Annotated in this window: 24 protein-coding genes; 12 read left to right on the plus strand and 12 right to left on the minus strand. The window is 69.4% G+C overall.

Annotated features, from left to right (window positions below; genetic code table 11):
- Positions 1-199 precede the first annotated feature (199 nt).
- From G3T36_RS01365 to G3T36_RS01375, 3 genes are read right to left on the minus strand one after another with little or no spacing between them, the layout of a single operon-like run.
- Positions 200-904 (minus strand): response regulator, encoded by a 705-nt coding sequence (locus G3T36_RS01365; protein ID WP_163287624.1) that lies wholly within the window; start codon positions 902-904, stop codon positions 200-202.
- Complete coding sequence (locus G3T36_RS01370) at positions 901-2,088, minus strand: sensor histidine kinase (protein WP_338031418.1); 1,188 nt, start codon at positions 2,086-2,088, stop codon at positions 901-903. Before G3T36_RS01370 ends, G3T36_RS01365 begins: the two co-directional genes overlap by 4 nt.
- Positions 2,089-2,095: 7 nt before the next feature.
- Positions 2,096-2,614, minus strand: coding sequence for a hypothetical protein (locus G3T36_RS01375; protein WP_163287625.1), 519 nt, complete (start codon positions 2,612-2,614; stop codon positions 2,096-2,098).
- Between the two features lie 87 nt (positions 2,615-2,701).
- Here G3T36_RS01375 and G3T36_RS01380 point away from each other — a divergent pair, with 87 nt between their 5' ends.
- Positions 2,702-3,568, plus strand: a complete 867-nt coding sequence (locus tag G3T36_RS01380; protein WP_163287626.1) for a fused MFS/spermidine synthase — start codon at positions 2,702-2,704, stop codon at positions 3,566-3,568.
- A gap of 13 nt (positions 3,569-3,581) precedes the next feature.
- Here the strand turns inward: G3T36_RS01380 and G3T36_RS01385 are convergent, their stop codons facing one another.
- From G3T36_RS01385 to G3T36_RS01395, 3 genes are read right to left on the minus strand one after another with little or no spacing between them, the layout of a single operon-like run.
- Positions 3,582-4,487, minus strand: coding sequence for a 5-oxoprolinase/urea amidolyase family protein (locus G3T36_RS01385; RefSeq protein ID WP_163287627.1), 906 nt, complete (start codon positions 4,485-4,487; stop codon positions 3,582-3,584).
- Entirely contained in the window at positions 4,484-5,128 is a 645-nt protein-coding gene (gene pxpB / locus G3T36_RS01390; protein WP_240148219.1) for a 5-oxoprolinase subunit PxpB, read from the minus strand. Before pxpB ends, G3T36_RS01385 begins: the two co-directional genes overlap by 4 nt.
- A complete protein-coding gene (locus G3T36_RS01395) occupies positions 5,125-5,898 on the minus strand; it encodes a LamB/YcsF family protein (RefSeq protein ID WP_193570840.1) in 774 nt (257 codons plus the stop codon). The genes pxpB and G3T36_RS01395 overlap by 4 nt, the downstream gene beginning before the upstream one ends.
- Positions 5,899-5,977: 79 nt before the next feature.
- Here G3T36_RS01395 and G3T36_RS01400 point away from each other — a divergent pair, with 79 nt between their 5' ends.
- The 3 genes from G3T36_RS01400 to G3T36_RS01410 all read left to right on the plus strand — a co-directional run bounded on the left by G3T36_RS01400 (position 5,978) and on the right by G3T36_RS01410 (position 8,340).
- Positions 5,978-7,171, plus strand: coding sequence for a PQQ-dependent sugar dehydrogenase (locus tag G3T36_RS01400; protein ID WP_338031419.1), 1,194 nt, complete (start codon positions 5,978-5,980; stop codon positions 7,169-7,171).
- A gap of 15 nt (positions 7,172-7,186) precedes the next feature.
- Entirely contained in the window at positions 7,187-7,750 is a 564-nt protein-coding gene (locus G3T36_RS01405) for a hypothetical protein (protein WP_240148220.1), read from the plus strand.
- A gap of 83 nt (positions 7,751-7,833) precedes the next feature.
- Positions 7,834-8,340, plus strand: coding sequence for a SprT-like domain-containing protein (locus G3T36_RS01410; protein WP_163287630.1), 507 nt, complete (start codon positions 7,834-7,836; stop codon positions 8,338-8,340).
- A gap of 32 nt (positions 8,341-8,372) precedes the next feature.
- Here G3T36_RS01410 and G3T36_RS01415 read toward each other — a convergent pair whose 3' ends face one another.
- The 3 genes from G3T36_RS01415 to G3T36_RS01425 are packed head-to-tail and all read right to left on the minus strand — an operon-like array spanning position 8,373 to position 9,835.
- Complete coding sequence (locus G3T36_RS01415; protein ID WP_163287631.1) at positions 8,373-8,678, minus strand: DUF427 domain-containing protein; 306 nt, start codon at positions 8,676-8,678, stop codon at positions 8,373-8,375.
- Positions 8,679-8,720: 42 nt separating this feature from the next.
- Positions 8,721-9,350, minus strand: a complete 630-nt coding sequence (locus tag G3T36_RS20065; protein WP_163287632.1) for a 2-phosphosulfolactate phosphatase — start codon at positions 9,348-9,350, stop codon at positions 8,721-8,723.
- Positions 9,347-9,835: an EVE domain-containing protein gene (locus G3T36_RS01425; RefSeq protein ID WP_240148221.1), complete on the minus strand. Its 489-nt coding sequence runs from the start codon at positions 9,833-9,835 to the stop codon at positions 9,347-9,349. The genes G3T36_RS20065 and G3T36_RS01425 overlap by 4 nt, the downstream gene beginning before the upstream one ends.
- A 153-nt stretch (positions 9,836-9,988) precedes the next feature.
- Here G3T36_RS01425 and G3T36_RS01430 point away from each other — a divergent pair, with 153 nt between their 5' ends.
- From G3T36_RS01430 to G3T36_RS01455, 6 genes are read left to right on the plus strand one after another with little or no spacing between them, the layout of a single operon-like run.
- A complete protein-coding gene (locus G3T36_RS01430) occupies positions 9,989-10,396 on the plus strand; it encodes a YciI family protein (RefSeq protein ID WP_193570929.1) in 408 nt (135 codons plus the stop codon).
- 10 nt (positions 10,397-10,406) lie between these two features.
- Positions 10,407-11,660 carry a sigma-70 family RNA polymerase sigma factor gene (locus G3T36_RS01435; RefSeq protein ID WP_163287635.1) on the plus strand — a complete coding sequence of 418 codons (1,254 nt, stop codon included), beginning with the start codon at positions 10,407-10,409 and terminating at the stop codon, positions 11,658-11,660.
- 52 nt (positions 11,661-11,712) lie between these two features.
- Positions 11,713-12,258 (plus strand): hypothetical protein, encoded by a 546-nt coding sequence (locus tag G3T36_RS01440; RefSeq protein ID WP_338031420.1) that lies wholly within the window; start codon positions 11,713-11,715, stop codon positions 12,256-12,258.
- Positions 12,255-12,941: a DUF1684 domain-containing protein gene (locus G3T36_RS01445; protein ID WP_163287636.1), complete on the plus strand. Its 687-nt coding sequence runs from the start codon at positions 12,255-12,257 to the stop codon at positions 12,939-12,941. The genes G3T36_RS01440 and G3T36_RS01445 overlap by 4 nt, the downstream gene beginning before the upstream one ends.
- A gap of 35 nt (positions 12,942-12,976) precedes the next feature.
- On the plus strand, positions 12,977-13,213 hold the full coding sequence (locus G3T36_RS01450) for a type II toxin-antitoxin system Phd/YefM family antitoxin (protein ID WP_193570841.1): 237 nt from the start codon (positions 12,977-12,979) through the stop codon (positions 13,211-13,213).
- A gap of 2 nt (positions 13,214-13,215) precedes the next feature.
- Entirely contained in the window at positions 13,216-13,623 is a 408-nt protein-coding gene (locus tag G3T36_RS01455; protein WP_163287637.1) for a type II toxin-antitoxin system VapC family toxin, read from the plus strand.
- Here G3T36_RS01455 and G3T36_RS01460 read toward each other — a convergent pair.
- Complete coding sequence (locus G3T36_RS01460; RefSeq protein ID WP_420811026.1) at positions 13,620-15,911, minus strand: HelD family protein; 2,292 nt, start codon at positions 15,909-15,911, stop codon at positions 13,620-13,622. The two genes, G3T36_RS01455 and G3T36_RS01460, sit on opposite strands and share 4 nt — an antisense overlap.
- A 122-nt stretch (positions 15,912-16,033) precedes the next feature.
- Here G3T36_RS01460 and G3T36_RS01465 point away from each other — a divergent pair, with 122 nt between their 5' ends.
- Together G3T36_RS01465 and G3T36_RS01470 are read left to right on the plus strand one after the other, a co-directional pair.
- Positions 16,034-16,876 carry an SDR family oxidoreductase gene (locus G3T36_RS01465; protein ID WP_163287639.1) on the plus strand — a complete coding sequence of 281 codons (843 nt, stop codon included), beginning with the start codon at positions 16,034-16,036 and terminating at the stop codon, positions 16,874-16,876.
- Between the two features lie 229 nt (positions 16,877-17,105).
- Positions 17,106-18,707, plus strand: coding sequence for a DEAD/DEAH box helicase (locus G3T36_RS01470; protein WP_163287640.1), 1,602 nt, complete (start codon positions 17,106-17,108; stop codon positions 18,705-18,707).
- 84 nt (positions 18,708-18,791) lie between these two features.
- Here the strand turns inward: G3T36_RS01470 and G3T36_RS01475 are convergent, their stop codons facing one another.
- Positions 18,792-19,388: a TetR/AcrR family transcriptional regulator gene (locus G3T36_RS01475; protein WP_338031422.1), complete on the minus strand. Its 597-nt coding sequence runs from the start codon at positions 19,386-19,388 to the stop codon at positions 18,792-18,794.
- Complete coding sequence (locus G3T36_RS01480; protein ID WP_163287641.1) at positions 19,381-20,289, minus strand: alpha/beta fold hydrolase; 909 nt, start codon at positions 20,287-20,289, stop codon at positions 19,381-19,383. Before G3T36_RS01480 ends, G3T36_RS01475 begins: the two co-directional genes overlap by 8 nt.
- Positions 20,290-20,397 lie beyond the last annotated feature (108 nt).

Consider the following 20,397-nt stretch of genomic DNA (forward strand, 5'->3'; position numbering starts at 1 on the left):
GAGCCGACCGCAATATGAAGGCAGATTTCTGTCTGGGAGCGCAAAGAACAACTATATGTCAAATTGACGCGCCGTGTCCACTTAATTCTTGACCGGTTGTCGATTCTCCGGTATAACCCCGGACGCGTACTAGATGTAACGCCTCGTACTCCCTTGTATTCCCGCGGGTTTGCGAGGATTCTCGCGGTGGCGGGCGATCTCAGGAGCGCACAAGAGCGATGGCCTGTGCCCGGTCTCGCACGGCCAATTTGGCGAAGATCGCATTGATGTGGGTCTTCACTGTCGCGATGCTGACGAAGAGCCGAGCTGCTATTTCCCCGTTGCTCAGGCCGTCCGCGATGAGGGCGAGGACATCGGCTTCGCGAGCGGTGAGCGACGGGAACCGCGTGAGCACCGCATCCGCCGACGTCGCGCCGCCGCCCGGCACAGCAGGCGCCGCAGAAGCACCGGTCAGCGTGCTCACGAGGAGCGCGCCCACGGCCGGCGCGAAGGTCGACTGGCCGCGGGCGACGGCACGGATGGCCGCGGCCACCTCCGCGCGCCCCGCATCCTTGGTGAGGTAGCCTTTCGCGCCCGCCCGGAGCGCCGCCAGGATCGAGTCGTCGTCCGCGAACGTCGTCAGCACGATGATCGCCGAGCCGGGGACCTCGCGCACGATGCGCTCGGTTGCGCCGACGCCGTCGAGGACGGGCATCCGGAGATCCATGAGCACGACGTCCGGATGCCACTCGACGGCCAGCCGGGCCGCCTGCTCGCCGTCGGCGGCCTCTCCGACGATCTCGACATCGGGAAGGAGCGACAGGACGGTCACGAGCCCGTCGCGGATGATCGCCTGGTCGTCGGCGACGAGCACGCGGATGACGTCATGCGCGGGCACGGCCCCTGAACCGACCGCATCCGTCATGCGAGGCGCGCCTCTGCGGTCACGATGAAACGGCCGTCGTCGACTCCGGCGGTCGCGCGGCCGCCCGCCGGAAGGGCGGCGAACCGCTCACGCATGCCCTCGAGTCCATGGCTGCCGCCCGACCGGGCGAGGAACCCCCGCGAGCCGTCGGAATCCGGATGCGCGCCCAGCGGGTTGGACACGGTCAGTCGCACCCCGTGATCCGACCAGGCGAGGACGGCCTGGACGGGCTCCCCCGGTGCGTGCTTGCGCGCATTGCTCAACGCCTCCTGGAGCGCTCGCTCGAGTGCGCCGGCCAGGTCCGCGTCCAGTTTCCCCGGCGTTCCCGACGTGATCAGCTCGGCCGCGCCGCCGAGTGACCGGTGGGCGGCGAGCAGGTCGGAGATGGCGTCGTCGAAGGAGCCGTCGCCGGGGTGGTCGGCCCGTTGCGCATCCGGATCGCGAAGAGCATCGACCGCACGCCTGGCCTCACCCAGTCCGTCGGCCGCGAGGGCGCGGGCGTCGGCCACCCGGGACCGCGCCCCGCCGACATCGCCCGTCTCGAGGAGTGCTTCGACAGCATCGAGCTGGATGACGAGGCCGCCCAGGCTGTGGGCGAGCACGTCATGGATGTCGCGGGCCACGCTCTGGCGCTGGGCGAGCAGTTCGACCTGCGCCCTCTCTTCGCGTACGGCCAGCTCGCGTTCGCGCAGCAAGGCCGCCTGTGCCTCCGACTCGCGGAACTGGCGACGGCTGATGCCGGCGAGCACGGCGATGGCGATGCCAGCGACGAGCCCGAGCTCTGCGACGACCGCGGTGTCGAACGGAACGGCGCCGAGCACCACGAGCAGGACACTGATAACGGCCACGGCCAGCCCGAGCCGGATCGGCCAGGACGGGTCAGAGACCACCAGCATCACGCCCACGATGACAGGGACGATCCCGACGCCGTTCGTAGAGCCGGCGACGATCGAACCGGCGAACGCCATCACCATCGCGAGGGCGAGACCGACAGCGGCCGGGACGGTACGGAATGCCAGGATCAGGCGCACCAGCCAGGCGGCGAGCGCCGTGAGCGCCAGCACCAGCACCCAGGTCGGCCGCTGCGCCGAGTGCGAAGTCACGATCGAATACCCGACCACGGCGATGCCGAACAGGTTGAGCCCGAAGCTCAGCCAGGTCGGCCGCCTCAACGTATCCGTCACGAGACCATCATGCTGCGACAGCGGGCATCCGATCGAGACGGTAGGCGAACACGGCGGTTCGGGCGGCCCGGTTCGCAGCGACCAGCAGCACGATGATGCCTGTGGAGGTGGCGAGGTGCGAGCCCGCCCGGGCTGCGATCACGTCGATGCCGATCCGGATGACGATGACCAGCACCCACAGGGCGAGCCCCCACCAGCCCGTGCGACTTTCCACGCTGGAGCTGTGAAGGATCGCATCGGGATCTTCGCGTGGACCACTCAGAGGCCGGAACACCGCGATTGCGCCCATCCAGGCGCCGATGCCGAGCGAGACCGCGATCTCGACCAGCAGCACGGCGAAATCGAGAGCGGTCAGGTGGGTCGCATCCGTCGCCTGCACCAGCAGGACCACGCCGACGATCGCCATGATCGCGGGCACGCGCCACATACGCGCGATGGAGACCGGGCGCCAGGTCAGCTGGCGGAAGCCGATCCAGCCGATGAGGACGACGATGAGAAGGGCGTTGCCGATGGTCTGGAGTGTCATGGATCCAGCGTCGCGGGGTTCGTCGCGCCGGGACACCATCCCTGGGTGGAGGTTCGGGTGGAGAAATCGTGGCGTTATGGTTGACGCGTGCCCGAGAACCCCTCTGTGATCCTGAAGGAGAGCGGCTACCGGGCGGTCATCGAGGCCGATCGCTTCGTGCCCGGCTCCTACCAGCTCGTGGTCGACGGAACCCCGCAGTCGCACGTCAACCTGGACGACCCGACCCAGCTCTTCTTCGAATACGTGCAGCGGATGGGCAACGTCATCGACCTGATCGGCGAGCCGGGCCAGCCCATCACGGCTGTCCACCTCGGCGCCGGGGCGCTGACGCTCCCCCGCTACATCGCGTACACCCGGCCGGGATCACGGCAGCAGGTCGTCGAACTGGAGAGCAACCTCGTCGACCTCGTGCGCGAACACCTGCCGCTGCCGCGCTATGCGCAGATCCGCGTGCGGCACGGTGACGCCCGCGAGGTCGTCGCGAAGCTCCCGGGCGGCCTGCGCGGCGCGGTCGACCTGCTGGTCATCGACATCTTCAGTGGCGCCCGCACACCGGCGCACGTCACGAGCCTCGAGTTCTACCGTTCGGCTGTCGAGCTTCTCGCACCGGCCGGCATCGTGCTGGTGAATGTCGCCGACGGGCCCCCGCTGGCGTTCGCGCGCAGTCAGGTCGCGACGCTCGGCGCCGCCGTGGCGAATGTCGCCGCGCTCGCCGAGACCCAGGTGCTCAAGGGACGCCGGTTCGGCAACGTCGTGCTGGTGGGCTCGAATGCCCCGCTCCCGCTGGACTGGCTGCCGCGCCTGCTCGCCAGCGGACCGCATCCGGCCAAAGCGGTGGCCGGCGCCGAGCTGGCCGCGTTCGCCGCCGGTGCGCCCGTGGTGACGGATGCGACGAGCGTGCCGTCGCCGCCTCCAGCACGCAGCATCTTCCAGACCGGCACGCGGCGCAGCTGACCGCGTCCGCCGCTCACGCGTGGCGGAACTGCACGCGCTGGCCGGGACGCAGCTGCGCGAACACATCCAGCGAGCGGTCGGCGACCACGGCGATCACCGGGTAGCCGCCGGTCACCGGATGGTCGGCGAGCAGCACGGTCGGCGTCCCGTCGGGCGACACCTGCACCGCGCCCGCCACCATCGGCTCGCTCGGCAGCTCGTCGCCCACACGGCGCTCGAGGACGACGCGCGGTTCGGGCGGCCGCCCCTTGACGTGGGCCGCACCACGGACGGGCTCGAGCCGCGTTCCGATGCGATTGGATGCGATGCTCACCGACCACTCCCGTTCGTAGAACGCGTCCACTGCGCCGGGGGTGAACCAGTCGGCCCGCGGCCCAGGATGCGCGCGCACGGTCACCAGGTCGTCGTCGGGAAGTTCAACGGGCACGAAGTCGAGCAGAGGAATCGGATGCGCCGGCTCCCCGAGCTGCAGCACGTCGCCCGACATGACGGGTGCGGGGCCGAGCGACGAGAGCAGGTCGGTCGAGCGGGAGCCGAGGACCGCATCCGCTGCCACGCCTCCGCGCAGGGAGAGGTAGAAGCGCACGCCGCGCATGGCCGAAGCGATCCTCAGGACGGAACCCGCCCGTGCCGCCGTCGCCGTGTTCGGATCGACCTCGTCGTCGCCGAGGGTGAGCGCGCCCCACGCACCGGTGACGGCGAACCAGCAGCTGGTCGTGAACCGTGCCGTGAAGTCCCCGAACAGGATCTCGAGACCCGCAGCGCGTTCGTTGTTCCCCACGAGCCGGTTGGCGAGCCGCAGCGCTGCGCGATCGAGTGCGCCGCTCGAGGAGACACCGAGATGCGCGAAGCCGGGGCGGCCCAGATCTTCGACGAGAGTCAGGGGGCCCGGCTCGAGCACCTCGAGCGCGCCGCTCACCGCTGCTCCACGAAGCGCACGCGGGTGCCGGGGGCGAGGAGTGCCGGGCGCTCGGCCGACGCATCCCAGAGCACCGCATCCGTTGAACCGATCAGCTGCCACCCGCCCGGGCTCGACCGCGGGTACACACCGCTGAACTCGCCGGCGAGGCCCACCGAGCCCGCGGGCACCGACGGGCGGGGCGTATCACGGCGCGGCACCCGCAGCCGGTCGTGGTCGGTCGCCAGGTAGGCGAAGCCCGGGGCGAACCCGCAGAAGGCGACGCGCCAGTCGGATGCGGTGTGCAGCGCGACCAGTTCGGCGCGCGTCAGGCCCAGGAGACCCGCGACCTCATCCAGATCCTCTCCGTCGTACCGCACCGGGATCTCGATCGACTGCGATTCGGAGCCGCTCAGGTCGGCCGGCGCGGTCTCCGACACCCAGGCTGCCGCGACGGAGAGCGGGAGGCGCACCGGGTCGACGATGACGCCGATCGTGCGCGCGGCCGGCACGAGGTCGACAAGGCCCTCAGGTCTCGTGACATCGAGGGCCGCGTACAGGCCGATCACGTCGTCCAGCGACTCCACCTCGATGAGGATGCCGTGGTCGCCGAGCGGCAGCACCCGTCTGCCCGCGCGGACGGTCATGGGGCGAACGGTCATGGGGCGAAAGCCTCGATCCGGATGCCCGCAGCCGTCAGCGCGGACCGCACGGCCCGCGCCATCCCGACCGCTCCGGGTGTGTCGCCGTGCACGCAGAGCGAATCCACCGCGACGTCGATTACCGTGCCGTCCGCGGTTGCCACCCGGCCATCGATCACGAGTCCGACGGCGCGTGCCGCGATTGCGTCGACATCGGTGAGCAGATCTCCGGGCCATCCACGCGGGACGAGCGAACCGTCGGCGAGGTAGCCCCGGTCGACGAACGCCTCGTGCACGAAAGAGAGGCCGCGGTCGCGTGCCCTGCGGGCGATCGACGAACCGGCGAGACCGAGCAGCGGAAGCGCAAGGTCGAAGTCGGCGACGGCGCGGGCCACGGCATCCGCCTGCTCCTCGTCGGAGACGATCCTGTTGTACAGGGCGCCGTGCGGTTTCACGTAGGCGACGCGGGTGCCCGCGACCCGGGCGATGCCGTCGAGGGCGGCGAGCTGGTAGAGCACGTCCGCATACAGTTCGGACGACGGCACATCCATCGCACGCCTGCCGAACCCGGCGAGATCGCGGTAGGAGACGTGGGCGCCAACGGCGACACCGTTACGGGCCGCTGTCGTGCAGGAGGAAAGCATGACGGATGCGTCACCCGCGTGGAAGCCGCAGGCGATGTTCGCGCTCGACACGAGTTCGAGCATCGCCTCGTCGTCGCCCATGCGCCACGCCCCGAACGACTCCCCGAGGTCGCTGTTGAGGTCGATCGTGCGCTTCACGAACCCCATTGTCGCGGTCGTGCGCCCGCGAGGCATAGCGCCTTGCCGGGGGAAAGCTGCAGACTGGGAGGGACATGGGGTCGACACGGTGAGCCCGACAGGACGCGACCGGACGCCGAAGAGGGCGGGAGCGAGGGTCGTCGCGGTCGTCTCGGTCGCGGCCCTGCTGGCGGGCTGCACGTCGCTCTTTCCGCAGCCGACGGTGACCGTCACCTCGACGGCCGCACCGAGCCCGTCGGGTACAGGGACCCCGACGACGACCCCCGACCACACCATCCCCTGGCGACCGAACACCACCTCGGTGCTCGAGACCGGGCTCCAGGTGCCGTGGTCGGTCGTCCCGCTCCCCAGCGGGTCAGCGCTCATCAGCGAACGGGACAGCGCGACCATCCTCGAGCGGCTGCCCCAGGGCGGTCTGCGCACCGTCGGCACCGTGCCGGGTGTCGCCGCAGCCGGAGAAGGCGGGCTGCTCGGGCTTGCGGTACCGATACAGCCCGCGACGGCCTTCAGCTGGCTGTACGTCTACCTGACGACGGACACCGACAACCGGGTCATCCGGATGCCCCTCAACGGCGTGAGCGGACGATACAGCCTCGGCGAAGCGCAGAACGTGATCACCGGCATCCCCAAGGCGGGCAACCACGACGGCGGACGGCTCGCCTTCGGCCCCGACGGGATGCTCTACATCACCACCGGCGACGCGGGCAACGGCGCCAACGCCCAGAACCTGTCGTCGCTGGGCGGCAAGATCCTGCGGATCACCCCCGACGGTGACATCCCCGCGGACAACCCCTTCCCCGGCTCGCCGGTCTGGTCGTACGGCCACCGCAACGTGCAGGGTCTGGCGTGGGATTCGCACGGAACGATGTGGGCCAGCGAATTCGGCGCGAACACCTGGGACGAGCTCAACATCATCACGCCGGGCGACGACTACGGCTGGCCCGTCGTCGAAGGGATCGCCCACGATTCCCGCTTCACCGATCCCGTCTACCAGTGGCGCACCGACCAGGCCAGCCCGAGCGGCATCGCGATCGTCGGCGACACGATCTTCATGGCGGCCCTGCGCGGCGAACGACTGTGGACCATCTGGTCGACCGACGGCCACGCCCCCGTCACGGTCGCACCGTTCTTCGCCGGGACGTTCGGCCGGCTGCGCGCCGTCGTCCCGTCGGGCTCCGGGCTCTGGATGCTCACCAACAACACCGACGGGCGGGGAACCCCGCGCGCCGGCGACGACAAGCTGATCGCCGTCACCCTCGTGCCTACGGGCGGAAACAAATGACCGGGTTAGTCTGGAATGGACACGGTCTGGAGCATCATCCTGAGCATCATCCTCGGTTACGACCCTTCCACCCTTCGCGAGCGCGTCGACCTGCTCGCGGCAGGGTCGCGTCTCGACGAGCTCGGGGAACTGCGCAGCCTCAGCGCCCTCAACGAGAAGGGGGTGCTCCTGCGGCTCGTCGGCCGGCTCGACGAAGCATGGCAGGTCGCCAACGAGGCCCTTCGGCAGGCGCGCTTCACCGGTGACCGCGAGCAGGTGCTCGGGGCGCGCATCCGACGTGCGCAGGTGCTGCAGTACCAGGGCAAGCTCGACGAGGCCGTGACAGAGCTGTCGGGCTGCGTCGACGAGGCCAGGACTCATGAGTGGACGGCGCTCGAAGCCTTCGCGGTGCAGAACCGCGGCAAGACCCACTTCGACCAGAAGGACTACGAGGCGGCACTCTCGGACTTCACTGCGGCGGTGTTCCTCCGTGAGAGGCTCGGCGCCTCGAAAGCCGACCTCGAGAGTTCGCTCATCGCCGTCGCGGTCGCGGAATCGTTCCTCGATGAGCAGCGTGGTCCGCGTGGAGCTGTGGATTGATCTGGATGCGCGTCGGCGGCGACGCGTAGGATTCGGGTCATGAAAGTCGGGTCCAGCCACCATCAGCCGCCCGGGGGCCGCTGATGGCAGACCTCGACCGCGTGCGCCGTTGGGCGAACGCCCTCATCGCGCTCCACCTCGATCCTGCGGTGTGGTCGTTCGACTTCGACAACGCAAAGACCAGGGCAGGGCTGTGCAACTACACGGCCAAGCGGATCACCGTCTCGCGGTACCTCGCGTCGCGGTACGACGACGATGAGATCCACCAGATCCTGTTGCACGAGGTCGCCCACGCGATGGCCGGTTCGCGGGCAGGGCACGGCCCGCGCTGGCGCGGCATCGCGGTCGGGCTGGGCTATGAGGGCAAACGCCTGCACGGCGGCGCGATCGCCGACGACCTGGCGCCCTGGGTGGGAACCTGCCCCAAAGGGCACACCCACTACCGGTATCGCAAGCCCGCGCGGGCGTTGGCGTGCGGTGCGTGCTCACGGCGATTCGACGCGGCGAACCTGATCAGCTGGCAGCACCGTGAGGTGACGCAGGCGCAGCGAAGGATGGCCGCGTCAGCGGCGAGCGAACTCGCCGACTGAGGCGGCCATGTGCACTAGCGCGGGACCCGACGTCAGTCGGCTACGACCTGGACGTCCTTCCAGAACGCCACGTAGTTGCTGTAGTCCTTGCCGACCCGGTCGAATGAGCTCGGGTACGGGGTCGGGTAGCTCCAGGCGCGATCCTGAAGCACGCCGGTGCCGTTCTTCACGCTGAAGTACTGAGCTTCACCCTTCCACGGGCACGTGTACGGAGTGTCGCTCGCGACGAGGTGCTCGGTGTTCACGCTCGCGGGCGGGAAATACCAGTTGCCTTCGATGCGGATGAGCTCGGCCTCGTCGGCCTGAGCGATGGTGGTGCCGTTCAGAACTGCTTTCACGATAAATCCTCCTGCACGGGGGCAACGTTGCAGCAGTGCAGATCATTCCGGGGCGATTGCGGGCCTCAGGACTGTCACAGTTTCGACGGTGTCGAGGCGTCCCGCCGCGGCGATGTCGGCGGGTCGCACGCCTGCCGCGACGGCGGCCTGGCCGGTGGCGGATGCGGTGAGCAGGTGAGCGACCGCCCCGCGCAGTCCGGTGAACGCTGCGCACGCAGCAGCAGCTTCAGGCGAGGTGTAGTCGATCCCCAACGCGCCGAGGGCGTCGATGATCGCGCCCGCCGCCAGCAGGTCCTCGACCGCGAATCGCGTCGCTCCCCCAGCTCGCGGTTCTCCTGCAGCGATGATCGAGACCATGGCCCGTCGGCCGAGGCGGAGCTGCTCGTCGAGGATCCAGCGCGCGGTTGCGCCCGCTGTGGTGAGACCGCCCTGGATGATGGCCGCTCCTGCGGGAACGGATGCGGCGAGCGCGGTGACGACCGCCGGCTCGTCCTCGGCGGGCGCGGCGAGCGGCGGAAGCGCATCCACCCAGACCACCACATCGGCATCCGACGCGACGACGTGGGCGCCCGCGAATCCCCAGTCGAAACGAAGCTGATACTTGGCCTGCCCGAACGGATCGGCGGCGGTCGGCTCGGCGCGGGTCGGCTCGGCGGGGGTGGGCTCGCTCACCGGGACATCGTAGCCCGCACCCGCCGGTGTTCATCGGGCGACGGCCGGCGCATCTGGGCGCGGATGACCTCGAAGTCGTGACGCGAGAGTTCGATCAGGCCGCGGCGCAGCTGGTAACCCCAGTTCGGGTTCTGCCGGGTGAACTCGAGCACGGGAAGCAAGGGGCGGATCGGCGCGGGAACGGCCGCGTGGTCGAAGTCGACGCGCCGGCGCCAGGGGTGGAAGTCGCCGTTCTGGCCGGTCATCATCGGGCCGTCGCTCGGCTGGTAGACCTCGCCGTCGGCGATGCGCCCGATCGCCGTGAACTCCCGGAGCGGTTCGCCGTCAGGGTACGACTCCCTCGGCGAGTAGTAGACGAAGCCGTCAGCCTCGTTCATCCGCACAAGTGGAGCCTTCGCGCCATGGTTGACCTGCGCGATGCCCTGCGCGACACCCCGCAGGACGTGGTCGCGCTGCACGACACCCAGCCAGTAGCGGATCGTCATGCTCCAGTTGTAGCGCATCCGGGCGACAGTCGCGGCAGACTGGAGGGGGACGCCGTGCCACGACCATGTCGATTCCGGACTCCGCCGTTCGACGTGTTGGTGAAGGGCATTCCCGCCCGATCGCGACAAGGAGACGAGACGACCGTGAAATACATGATGATCCTGAACTCGGACCCGCAGACGGAATCGACTGCAGAGCCCGACGAAGAGAGCCTGAACGCCATGGGGCGATACAACGACGAACTGATCAAGGCGGGTGTCCTGCTCGCAGGCGAGGGACTGCACCCCACCTCGGAGGGCGCGCGCGTCGAATACTCCGGCGAGGACCGCACCATCGTCGATGGTCCGTTCACCGAGACGAAAGAGCTGATCGCCGGCTTCTGGATCATCCAGGCCGCGAACAAAGCCGAGGCGCTCGAATGGGCGCGTCGCATCCCGCTGAAATCCGGCAGAGTCGAGGTGCGGCGGGTCTTCGACGTCTCAGAGTTCCCGCAGGACAACGAATACGTGCAGAAGGAAGTGCAATGGCGCGAAGAACACGGCGAGTCCCGTACCGCGTGAGGCAGACCAGGTGACCGACGGCGGCGAGGCACGGCGTGCCGTCGAGGCGGTGTGGCGGATCGAGTCGGCGAAGCTCATCGCGGTGCTCGCACGCATGGTGGGCGATGTCGGTCTCGCCGAGGAGCTCGCACAGGATGCGCTGGTCGCCGCCCTCGAGCAGTGGCCGGCGAGCGGCATCCCGCGCAACCCCGCCGCCTGGCTGACCTCGGTGGCGAAACGCCGGGCGATCGACGGCTGGCGCCGCCAGGAGCGGCTGGGTGACAAATACGCGCAGCTCGCCCGCGACCTGGAGACGGAGGACGGGCTGGGCGACCCGGCCCTCCTCGCCGAGGACGTCATCGAGGACGACCTCCTGCGCCTCGTCTTCGTCGCGTGTCACCCGGTGCTCACGAAGCCGTCGCGCGTCGCGCTGACGCTCAAACTGCTCGGCGGCCTGTCGACAGACGAGATCGCACGGGCGTTCCTCGCACCCAGTTCGACGATCGCCCAGCGGATCGTCCGCGCCAAACGCACACTGTCGGCTGCGCGGGTGCCGTTCGAGGTTCCCGACCCGCGCGAATTCCCGCAGCGACTCGGCTCGGTGCTCGAAGTCATCTACCTCATCTTCAACGAGGGCTACTCGGCGACCATCGGCGACGACTGGATGCGCCCCTCGCTCTGCCAGGAGGCGCTGCGGCTCGGCCGCGTCCTGGCCGAGCTCATGCCACGGGAGCCCGAGGTGCACGGACTCGTCGCCCTCATGGAGTTTCAGGCCTCGCGGCTCGGCGCACGCACCACAGCGACCGGGGAGCCCGTGCTGCTGCAGGACCAGGACCGCGCGCGCTGGGACCGCATCCTGATCCGGCGCGGCGTCGCTGCGCTGGAACGCTCCGAGCAGCTGGCGCGCGGTCGCGGACCGTATGCGCTGCAAGCGGCAATCGCGGCCTGCCACGCGACAGCGCCCACCGCCGCCGACACCGACTGGGAGGAGATCGTCGCGCTGTACAGTGCCCTCGCCCAGCTCACGCCGTCTGCTGTCATCGAGCTCAACCGCGCTGTCGCGCTGTCGATGGCGTACGGGCCGGAGGCAGGGCTCGAAGTCGTCGACCGCCTCGCCGTCGAGGGCGCACTCTCGTCGTATCACCTGCTGCCGAGCGTGCGCGCCGACCTGCTGGCACGTCTCGGCCGCAGTGCCGAGGCGCGGCTCGAGTTCGAGCGTGCAGCCGCCCTCACCGGCAACGAGCGCGAACGGGCGCTGCTGCTCGGTCGCGCAGCGCAGCAGTAGGGTCCGCCGGCAGGGATGCGGCTGAGCGCCACCTGCCGGTGCGCTGCGAATCGTGGCAGACCTGCGCATCCGGAGCGAGACTGGTTGGATGCGCGTGCTGCTGAAGCTCATCCTGGACTGCGACCCGGACGCCGCCTGGCGTGCATTGCAGAGTCCGACCTCGTTTCGCGAGGTCTCGTTCCCGTGGGCCGATTTCTCCTCACTCGAACCGGGCGGCTTCCCGACGGTCTGGAGCGCGGGTGCGCATCCGGTCACGGTGCGGGCGCTGCGCGCGGTCAGTATCGGCGCGCAGCAGATCGACATCAGCTTTCCGGGTTCGCCGGCTCCGGGCGTGCGGGTGCTGCGCGACTCGGGCGGCGGCCGCAGCGGCATCCTGGGCGTCATCCCGAAACTCGACCACCGGATGGCCGTCTCGGCCGACCCCGCCGGTCCCGACTCCGAGGGGCGTGTCCGCACGCTCTATCGCGACCAGCTGATCGTCAAAGCTGGCCTTCTCACCCCCGCCGCGTGGTACTCGCTCTGGGCATTCTGGCAGTGGCGCGGCCTGCGCCTGCGCCAACTCGCGCCCACCTGGGCGTACGATCCGGAAGCATCATGAGCGAATCAGTCATCGCGTTCAGCGGGACCAGCGACCCCGACCCGGGCCCATCCGCGCGCGCCGTCACAGCTGTTCAGATCGCCGACTGGCGCAGCCGCGTCTTCGCGATGTACGCCTCGGTCCGGCGGATCGCCGCAACCGACCCGGTCGCCGCGCACGCGTACTGGCGTTCGACGCGCGACGACCTGTTCGGATCGCATCCGGCGACACCGCTGCTCCCCGAGGACCGCGCGGACTTCACCGGGCTGCCGATCACCGCCTACGACCCGGAGTGGAGATTCGACCTGGAGATCCATCCCGCTCCCGAACCACGTCGGATGGATGTGGAGACCGGCACCGACGGAATCGTCCCGTTCGAACTCCTCGGCACAGTACGCGTGCCCTTCGCGGGTTCGCTCGACGTCTGGCGCCTCACGTCGTACGGTGGCGGGCTCTTCGTTCCCGTCAAGGATGCGCTGGCCGGACGCCCCGGCGGCACCTACGGCGGCGGCCGCTACCTGATCGACACGATCAAGGGTGCCGACCTGGGAACGGATGCGTCGGATGGCGAAGCCACCCTGGTGCTCGACTTCAACTTCGCCTACAACCCGAGCTGCGCCTACGACCCGGCCTGGGCGTGCCCGCTCGCGCAGGCCGGCAACACGCTCGCGGCCGAGGTTCCCGTCGGCGAGCGCTACCCGTAGCCTCCGGTGTGTATCACGGGTGATACACTCTACATATGGAGAAGGTGACAGTGCGCGAGTTGCGCAATCATGGCGGAGAGATTCTCAACCGTGTTCAACGCGGAGAGCATCTGACCGTCACACGCGACGGCGCGGAAATCGCCGAACTCGTGCCCCTCGGACGGCCGCCGCAGCAGATTTCGGTGCTGATCAATCGGCGGCGCCTGATCCCGCGCGTGGATCCGGTCGCGCTGCGCGCGGACATCGACACCGTGATCGACCAGAGCATCTGAGCATGCCGACCGTCGGACTGCTCGATACTTCGACTCTCATCCTGCTCGCGCACGTCGCGGATCCGTCGTCTCTTCCTGACGAGCCCACGATCAGCACGATCACACTCGCTGAACTGTCGGTGGGACCCGTCGTCGCCGCGACGGATGACGATCGCGTCGCCCGCCTCGCTCACCTCCAACTAGCCGAGTCGGACTTCGACCCCATCCCGTTCGATGCTGCGGCCGCTCGCGCGTTCGCACTTGTCTCCAGCTCATTGCGCTCTGCCGGCCGAAAGCCCGACGCCCGGGCCTTCGACGCCTTGATCGCCTCCGTCGCGATCTCTCGCGGAATCCCCCTGTACACGTGCAATCCATCGGATTTCACGGGCATCTCGGGCCTCGACCTCCGTCCAGTCGCTGTCGACCTCTAGAGGGCACCCTGGCCGGCGCTCGCGGTCGGGCGAACCATTGTGAGCCGCTGTGTCGGCCGGGTCATCGCGACATAGAGCGCCGCGGCGCCCCGGGGCGACTCGGCGACGAGCCCATCCGGGTCGGCGAGCACCACGGCATCGAACTCCAGCCCCTTGGCCTCGAACGCCGTGAGCACCGCGATCGGCTTGAGGAGCCCCGCCGCGCCGCGCCCGGCGAAACCGTCGAACCGTCGCGTCAGTTCGGCGGACACCTCGTCGACGATCGCCCGCGGTGCGATGACGGCCAGCGTTCCCGCCGCGTCCACCCCGCGATCGCGTGCCACCGCATCCGCTACGGCCTTCGCGAGGGCGCGTGCCGCATCCGATGTGCCGCTCGCCGCCTCGAGCGTGAGGATCGGCCAGTCGCCCTCGCGGACGGCCCGTGCCCGCGTGATCGGAAGACCGTGCTCGACGGCGAACCGTTCCGCCTCGCGGGCGATCTGCGCCGGAGTGCGGTAGTTGACGGTGAGCTCTTCGAGACGCCAGTTCTCGCGGAAATGCGGGCTGAGGGCCGACTCCCAGCTCGTCGCCCCGGCAGCTGAGCCGACCTGGGCGACGTCTCCGACAATCGTGAACGAGCGCATCGGGCAGCGCCGGACGAGCAATCGCCATTGCATCGGCGACAACTCCTGTGCCTCGTCGACGACCACATGCCCGTAGGCCCAGGTGCGGTCGGCCGCGGCCCGCTCGGCCGTCGTGCCGCGGTCCTCCTGCTCGGCGAAACCGTCTGCGAGCTGCTCCGCGGTGACCAGGCCCTCGACGCCCATGTTGCGGATCGCGGCGCGCGCGTTCTCGAGGTCGCGCTTGCGCTGGCGATCTCGTTCTCGCGCCCCCGCATCCGGTTTACCCGGAAAGGCGCCGAGCAGTTCGGCGGCCTCGTCGAGCAGCGGCACGTCGCTGACGGTGAACGGAGCGGTGCGCTCGCGGAGCAGCAGAGCGCGTTGCGCAACCGTCCAGCGTGACGTCAACTCGGCCAGCCAGGCCGGGCGCGCGAAGAGGTCCTGGATGAGCTTCTCGGCCGTGAGCGGCAGCCATGCGGTGTTGAGGAGCACACGGACGTCATAGGACGTGCGCAGGTCTTCCCGCAGCGCCGCGACATCGTCGTCGTCGATCGTCGCCCCGTCTGCGCGTAGCTGTGCGACGAGCTGGTCGGTGAGCTCGCCGAGCGCATGCTTGACGAACGTGACGCGCGCGATGTTGTGCGGCTTCCCGCCCCGCTGCGCCCGGGCGATCGCACGTGCGATCAGCTCCGGCTGCACCTCGAGCTTCACCCCGTCGACGTCGACGACCTGAGGGCCGTCCGGAACACGCTGGCGAGAACGCACGGCCCGCGAGAGCAGCCGGGCCATCTGCGCCGAACCCTTCAGCTTGGCCACCTCGGGCTCGTCGTCCTCGACGGCCTCCACGCCCGGGTAGAGCTCGCCGAGGCTCTGCATCACCACGCCGGTCTCACCGAGCGAGGGGAGCACCGCCTCGATGTATCGCAGGAATGCGGTCGACGGCCCGACGACCAGGACACCGGCCGAACTGAGTCGCTGCCGGTTCGTGTAGAGCAGGTAGGCGGCACGATGCAGGGCCACCGCCGTCTTGCCGGTGCCAGGTCCGCCCTGTACGACGAGGGCGCCGCGCAGGTCGGAGCGGATGATGCGGTCCTGTTCCGCCTGGATCGTCGCGACGATGTCGTGCATCCGACCAGTGCGCTGCGCGGTGAGCGACGCGAGCAGCGCACCCTCCCCCTGCACGATCTCGCCGTCGGCTACAGCAGCGCCCCCCGTGCGCGCGCTCGCCTCGAGCAGGGTCTCGTCGAACACCTCATCGTCGATGCGCAGCACCTCGCGCTGCCGCATGGTCAGGTGTCGGCGTGCACGGACGCCGAGCGGCTCGGCAGCGGTCGCCTGGTAGAACGCGCTCGCCTGCGGGGCACGCCAGTCGACCAGGAGGGACCGCTGGTCGTCGTCGCGCAGCCCGATCCGGCCGATGTAGCGGTGCGCCGGATCGTCGGCCGAACCCGTGTCGTGAAGCAGCAGACGGCCGAAGACCAGGCGCGAGTCCACCTCGCGCAGCTGCGTCAGCTGATCCTCGTACAGTGCGGCGAAGGCGTCACGCTCGCTCCGCGCCTGATGGTTGCCGCCGACGCTTTCGCGACGCACATCCGTGAGTCTCTGCGCCGTCTCGGCACGCAGCGCGTCGAGTCGTTCGTAGAGCGCCGCGACGACGCCACGCTCACGTTCGAGTTCCGATTCCTGCACGCGCACCCCATTCGATACCGGGCCGACAGTCTACGTCCTCCAGCCGAGCCTGACCCGTGAGCCTCGCGGCGTAAGATGCTGCGAATCGTGCTCCACCGCGGAGTGCGCGAGGGGGGTTCCGCATGGTCCAGCCGATTCTGCTCGTGACCGGGACGTCGACCGGCATCGGCCTGGCGACTGCAATCGCCGCGGCCCGGGCGGGCTTCCGCGTGGTCGCGACCATGCGCGACACGGCGAAAAGCGGCCTGCTGCACGCCGCAGCGCGCGAGGCGGAGGTCGAGGTGGACATCCGCACCCTCGACGTGACGGACCCGGCTTCCGTCACCGCGTGCGTCAGCGCCGTGATAGCCCAGTACGGGCGGCTGGATGCCGTGATCAACAATGCGGGCGCGGGTCACCTCGGCACCATCGAAGGCGAGACCGTCGACGACGTCCGTGCGGTGATGGAAGTCAACTTCTTCGGTGTGGTCGCCGTGACCAAGGCCACCCTGCCGCTCCTGCGCGAGACGGGCGGGCGGCTCGTGACCATCAGCAGCGTCGGTGGGGTCGTCGGGCAGCCGTTCAACGAGGCGTACTGTGCTGCGAAATTCGCGGTCGAAGGCTTCATGGAAGCGCTCACCCCGGTCGCCGCAACGGTGGGCGTTCCGGTGACCATCGTCGAGCCCGGGGCGGTCAGCACCGAGTTCGTGGCCAATGTCGGGGTCGACGTTCCGGCCATGCTCGAGGCGGTCGGGCCGTACGGTCCTGCCCTGGAGGCCTACCTCGCGCGCACGGCAGCGGCGTTCGACCCGTCGCGGGCGCAGACGCCGGATGCGGTGGCCACCGTGATCGTCGATCTGCTGCTCTCCGAGCATCCGCCGGCCCGCCTCCAGACCTCGGATGCGGCCCGCCAATTCGTCGGCGCGAAGCTCGCGGATCTGGACGGATCGGCCGTCCAGAGCATGGTTTCAGGATGGGTCCGCTAGACTGGTACAACTTGCGAGTCCACAGTTGGGCTCCCTGCGTCGTAGAACGCACCTCTTCACACTGGCGCCGGGCTGATAGATAAGCCCCGCCAGAGTGTGTCGAAACTTTCTCACGGCGAACGATCGTGCCGCCGGCACCTTCGCCATTCACCCCACCGGGCCGACACACACCTCTGTTCGCAGTCGTGGCGTGTGTTCCCGCGGGTTCGATGCCTGAAAGGCACCACCTTTGTCTACAACCCCCACTTTTGCTTCGCTCGGCGTTCCCGCGCCCCTCGTCGCCGCGCTCACCGCGGACGGCAAGACCGAGCCGTTCCCCATCCAGGTCGACACGCTCCCCGACACGCTCGCCGGACGCGACGTACTCGGCCGCGGAAAGACCGGATCCGGTAAGACGCTCGCCTTCGCCCTGCCGATGGCCGCGCGACTCGGCGGTGCTCTCGCCGGCGGTCGTCGCCGCCCGGGCCGGCCCCTCGGCCTCGTGCTCGCTCCGACCCGCGAGCTCGCCACCCAGATCTCCGCAGTGCTCGCCCCCCTCGCCGACGCGTACGGGCTCAAGACGACCACCATCTTCGGTGGCGTGTCCCAGCAGCGCCAGGTTGCTGCTCTCCGTGACGGCGTCGACATCGTCGTCGCCTGCCCCGGTCGCCTCGAAGACCTCATGAAGCAGGGCTTCGTGACGCTCGACGCCGTCGAGATCACCGTGCTCGACGAGGCCGACCACATGGCCGACCTCGGCTTCCTTCCCGTCGTCACCCGCATCCTCGACAAGACGCCGAACAGCGGGCAGCGCCTGCTGTTCTCGGCAACCCTCGACAACGGTGTGGACAAGATCGTGAAGAAGTTCCTCCACAACGAGGTGCTGCACTCCGTCGACGAGGTCACCAGCCACGTCGAAGCCATGACCCACCACGTGTTCGAGGTCGACGGTGTCGAAGCCAAGCGCGTGCTCGTGCAGAAGCTCGCCTCGGGAACCGGGCGTCGCATCCTGTTCATGCGCACCAAGCACCACGCGAAGAAGCTCGCCAAGCAGCTGACGGATGCGGGCATCCCCTCCGTCGACCTGCACGGCAACCTCTCGCAGGTCGCGCGCGACCGCAACCTCGCCGCATTCGGCGCCGGGGATGTGCGTGTCCTCGTGGCGACCGACGTCGCCGCCCGCGGCGTCCACGTGGACAACGTCGAACTCGTCGTCCACGTCGACCCGCCCATGGAGCACAAGGCGTACCTCCACCGTTCGGGCCGTACCGCTCGTGCGGGAAGTGCCGGAGACGTCGTGACTGTCGTGCTTCCGACGCAGCGTTCCGACGTGAAGACGCTGCTGCGTAAGGCTGCGATCAGCGCGGCCCCGCAAGTCGTCCACGCCGAATCACCCGCAGTGAACGCCCTGGTCGGCGACGTTGCGGCCTACGTCAAGCCGGTTCCGCGCGCAGCACAGCCTGAGCGCGGGCAGTCGCAGGGCGGACGGTCGCAGGGTGCGAACGCGCAGCGCAAACGCGCCGCGCGTGACGGCCAGGGCCAGGGCCGTGACGGTCGCGGCCAGGGCCAGGGTCGTGGTCAGCAGTCGCGTGGCAGTTCGTCGGATGCGGTCGATGGCAACACGCGCCGCGATCGTTCGGGTCGTCCCGCGTCACGCGGCGCTGCGGCGGGTTCGCAGCGCTCCGGTGGGTCGTCGCAGGGCGCTTCGCACGGCGGCGCATCGCAGGGCGGCGCCCGTACCGGCGGTGCTTCGCAGGGCGGCGCCCGTTCCGGCGGACGCGGCCTGCAGGTCGGCAGCCTCGTCGGCGGCCGCACCGGTCGCGGCCAGGGCTCACGCCGCGCGCGCGGCTGACGTCGCGTAACCAACCCAGTCGAGCACACGAAAAGTGGTCCCATTCTTCAAGAATGGGGCCACTTTTCCTGTGTTCGGCGACGTTCAGGTTCGAGATGCGGGGGCGAGGCGACTGATGCCTGTGATGATCGCGTCGACCAGGAGCGCGAAGCTCCGGTCAAGGTCGTCGGGGAGACCGAAGCCGCCCCCGAGTTCGAGCACGACGAAACCGTGGATGCCGCTGCGGAGCACTCGGATCGCATCCGTCGTCAGGTCGGCCGGCAGCTCGAACCCGCGGAGCGCACTCGCGAGCACGGCGACGGTCTCCGCTCCGCGCGCGCCCAGCTCGGCGTCGTCGGGGTTGGAAGGGTCCGCCGCGACCTGGGCCGCTGCGTAGCGGCCGGGATGCGCGTGCGCGAACGCACGGAGCGCATCCGCCGCCTCGCGAAGCGCTTCCGGCCCGGCTCGACCGATCGTCGCCGCCGAGAGCACGCGGGTGAGATTGCTTACCGATTCGATCGCGACCAGCCGGCGAAGATCGGCAAGCGACCCGACGTGCTTGTACAGGCTGGGGACCGCCACACCGGCCTTCGCCGCGACTGCTGCGAGCGTCAGGGTGTCGAACCCGGAGGTCCCGCCCGCGTCGACCAGTTCGAGCGCGACCTCGGTGACCGCTGCGCGGGTCAGTCCTGCTCTAGGCACGGGAGGCCCACGCCTCCACCACGGCGGTGGCCGCCGAGGATTCCCGCGCATTGCCTGGGCGGTCTGCACCGGCCCGACGGAGCTTCTCGATGAACGCGATCGTGCCGGGAACAGTGATGTCCGGGCGCTGATTCTGCGTGTAGTGACCTGCGTCGGCGACCAGGACGGTTTCCGCACCGAGGCCGGCGATCCACTGGCGCTCCGCGTCGGGATCCGTGAAGTCCGGGTCGTGGTCGCCGACGAACGCGAGCATCGGCGCGTGGACCTCCGACAGACGCGCTTCGACCGGAGCGTGCGTGAGCTGGACGGCGAGCTGGCGGAACGAACGCAGCCGGCCCGGCTCCTTCAGCTTCGCACGGATGTCCGCCGCGTGCTCGTCGAGCCACGGCGCCTTCGTGCCTTTGTTGAGGCCTTTGTAGTACGAGGCCCAGAGGCCGGCACCCCAGGGCTGCACGAACAGCAGCCGGTAGAGGCCGTGCATCGAGGCCGTCGCGAAGGCGGTCATCGTCGGGTTGCGGAGGAAACCGCCATAGAGCACGATGCCTGCGACAGCATCCGGGCGCTCGGCCGCGGCCCACGCCGCAGCGCCCCCGCCCATCGAGTTGCCGAGGACCACGGCCGGCCCACCGAGCTCGTCGATGAGGGCGAGGAGATCCTGGCCGGTGACGACGTCACCATGGGTGCGGAAGGTGGTGTCGCTGTCGCCGTGACCACGCAGGTCCATGACGGCTACGCGGTAGCCGGCGTCCACGAGCGGGCCGACGAGTTCACGGAAGGTCGAGCGGAGGTCGCCCATCCCGGGAACGGCGACGACGAGAGGCCCTGAACCCTGGACCGTATAGGCGATGCGTCCTTCAGGGCGCTGGATGAAGCGGACATCCTGAGCGATGGAAGTATTCATAGCCCTAAAGCTAATACCATTAGCCAAATAGTGCAAGCGGTGATTCTCGGTCTGGTGATATGACAGCGCGCGACGAGACAGGGCCCCACGGCGAATGCGTGAAGGCCC

This window comes from Leifsonia tongyongensis (assembly GCF_010686705.1).
Taxonomy (GTDB): Bacteria; Actinomycetota; Actinomycetes; order Actinomycetales; family Microbacteriaceae; genus Diaminobutyricibacter; species Diaminobutyricibacter tongyongensis.

What these genes read in the sequence shown, in the direction of transcription:
- G3T36_RS01365 (WP_163287624.1), bottom strand. Translation starts at nt 904, where the DNA reads ATGACGGATGCGGTCGGTTCAGGGGCCGTGCCCGCGCATGACGTCATC.
- G3T36_RS01375 (WP_163287625.1), bottom strand. Translation starts at nt 2,614, where the DNA reads ATGACACTCCAGACCATCGGCAACGCCCTTCTCATCGTCGTCCTCATC.
- pxpB (WP_240148219.1), bottom strand. Translation starts at nt 5,128, where the DNA reads ATGACCGTTCGCCCCATGACCGTCCGCGCGGGCAGACGGGTGCTGCCG.
- G3T36_RS01395 (WP_193570840.1), bottom strand. Translation starts at nt 5,898, where the DNA reads ATGGGGTTCGTGAAGCGCACGATCGACCTCAACAGCGACCTCGGGGAG.
- G3T36_RS01405 (WP_240148220.1), top strand. Translation starts at nt 7,187, where the DNA reads ATGGACACGGTCTGGAGCATCATCCTGAGCATCATCCTCGGTTACGAC.
- G3T36_RS01410 (WP_163287630.1), top strand. Translation starts at nt 7,834, where the DNA reads ATGGCAGACCTCGACCGCGTGCGCCGTTGGGCGAACGCCCTCATCGCG.
- G3T36_RS01425 (WP_240148221.1), bottom strand. Translation starts at nt 9,835, where the DNA reads ATGACGATCCGCTACTGGCTGGGTGTCGTGCAGCGCGACCACGTCCTG.
- G3T36_RS01430 (WP_193570929.1), top strand. Translation starts at nt 9,989, where the DNA reads ATGATGATCCTGAACTCGGACCCGCAGACGGAATCGACTGCAGAGCCC.
- G3T36_RS01445 (WP_163287636.1), top strand. Translation starts at nt 12,255, where the DNA reads ATGAGCGAATCAGTCATCGCGTTCAGCGGGACCAGCGACCCCGACCCG.
- G3T36_RS01450 (WP_193570841.1), top strand. Translation starts at nt 12,977, where the DNA reads ATGGAGAAGGTGACAGTGCGCGAGTTGCGCAATCATGGCGGAGAGATT.
- G3T36_RS01455 (WP_163287637.1), top strand. Translation starts at nt 13,216, where the DNA reads ATGCCGACCGTCGGACTGCTCGATACTTCGACTCTCATCCTGCTCGCG.
- G3T36_RS01465 (WP_163287639.1), top strand. Translation starts at nt 16,034, where the DNA reads ATGGTCCAGCCGATTCTGCTCGTGACCGGGACGTCGACCGGCATCGGC.
- G3T36_RS01480 (WP_163287641.1), bottom strand. Translation starts at nt 20,289, where the DNA reads ATGAATACTTCCATCGCTCAGGATGTCCGCTTCATCCAGCGCCCTGAA.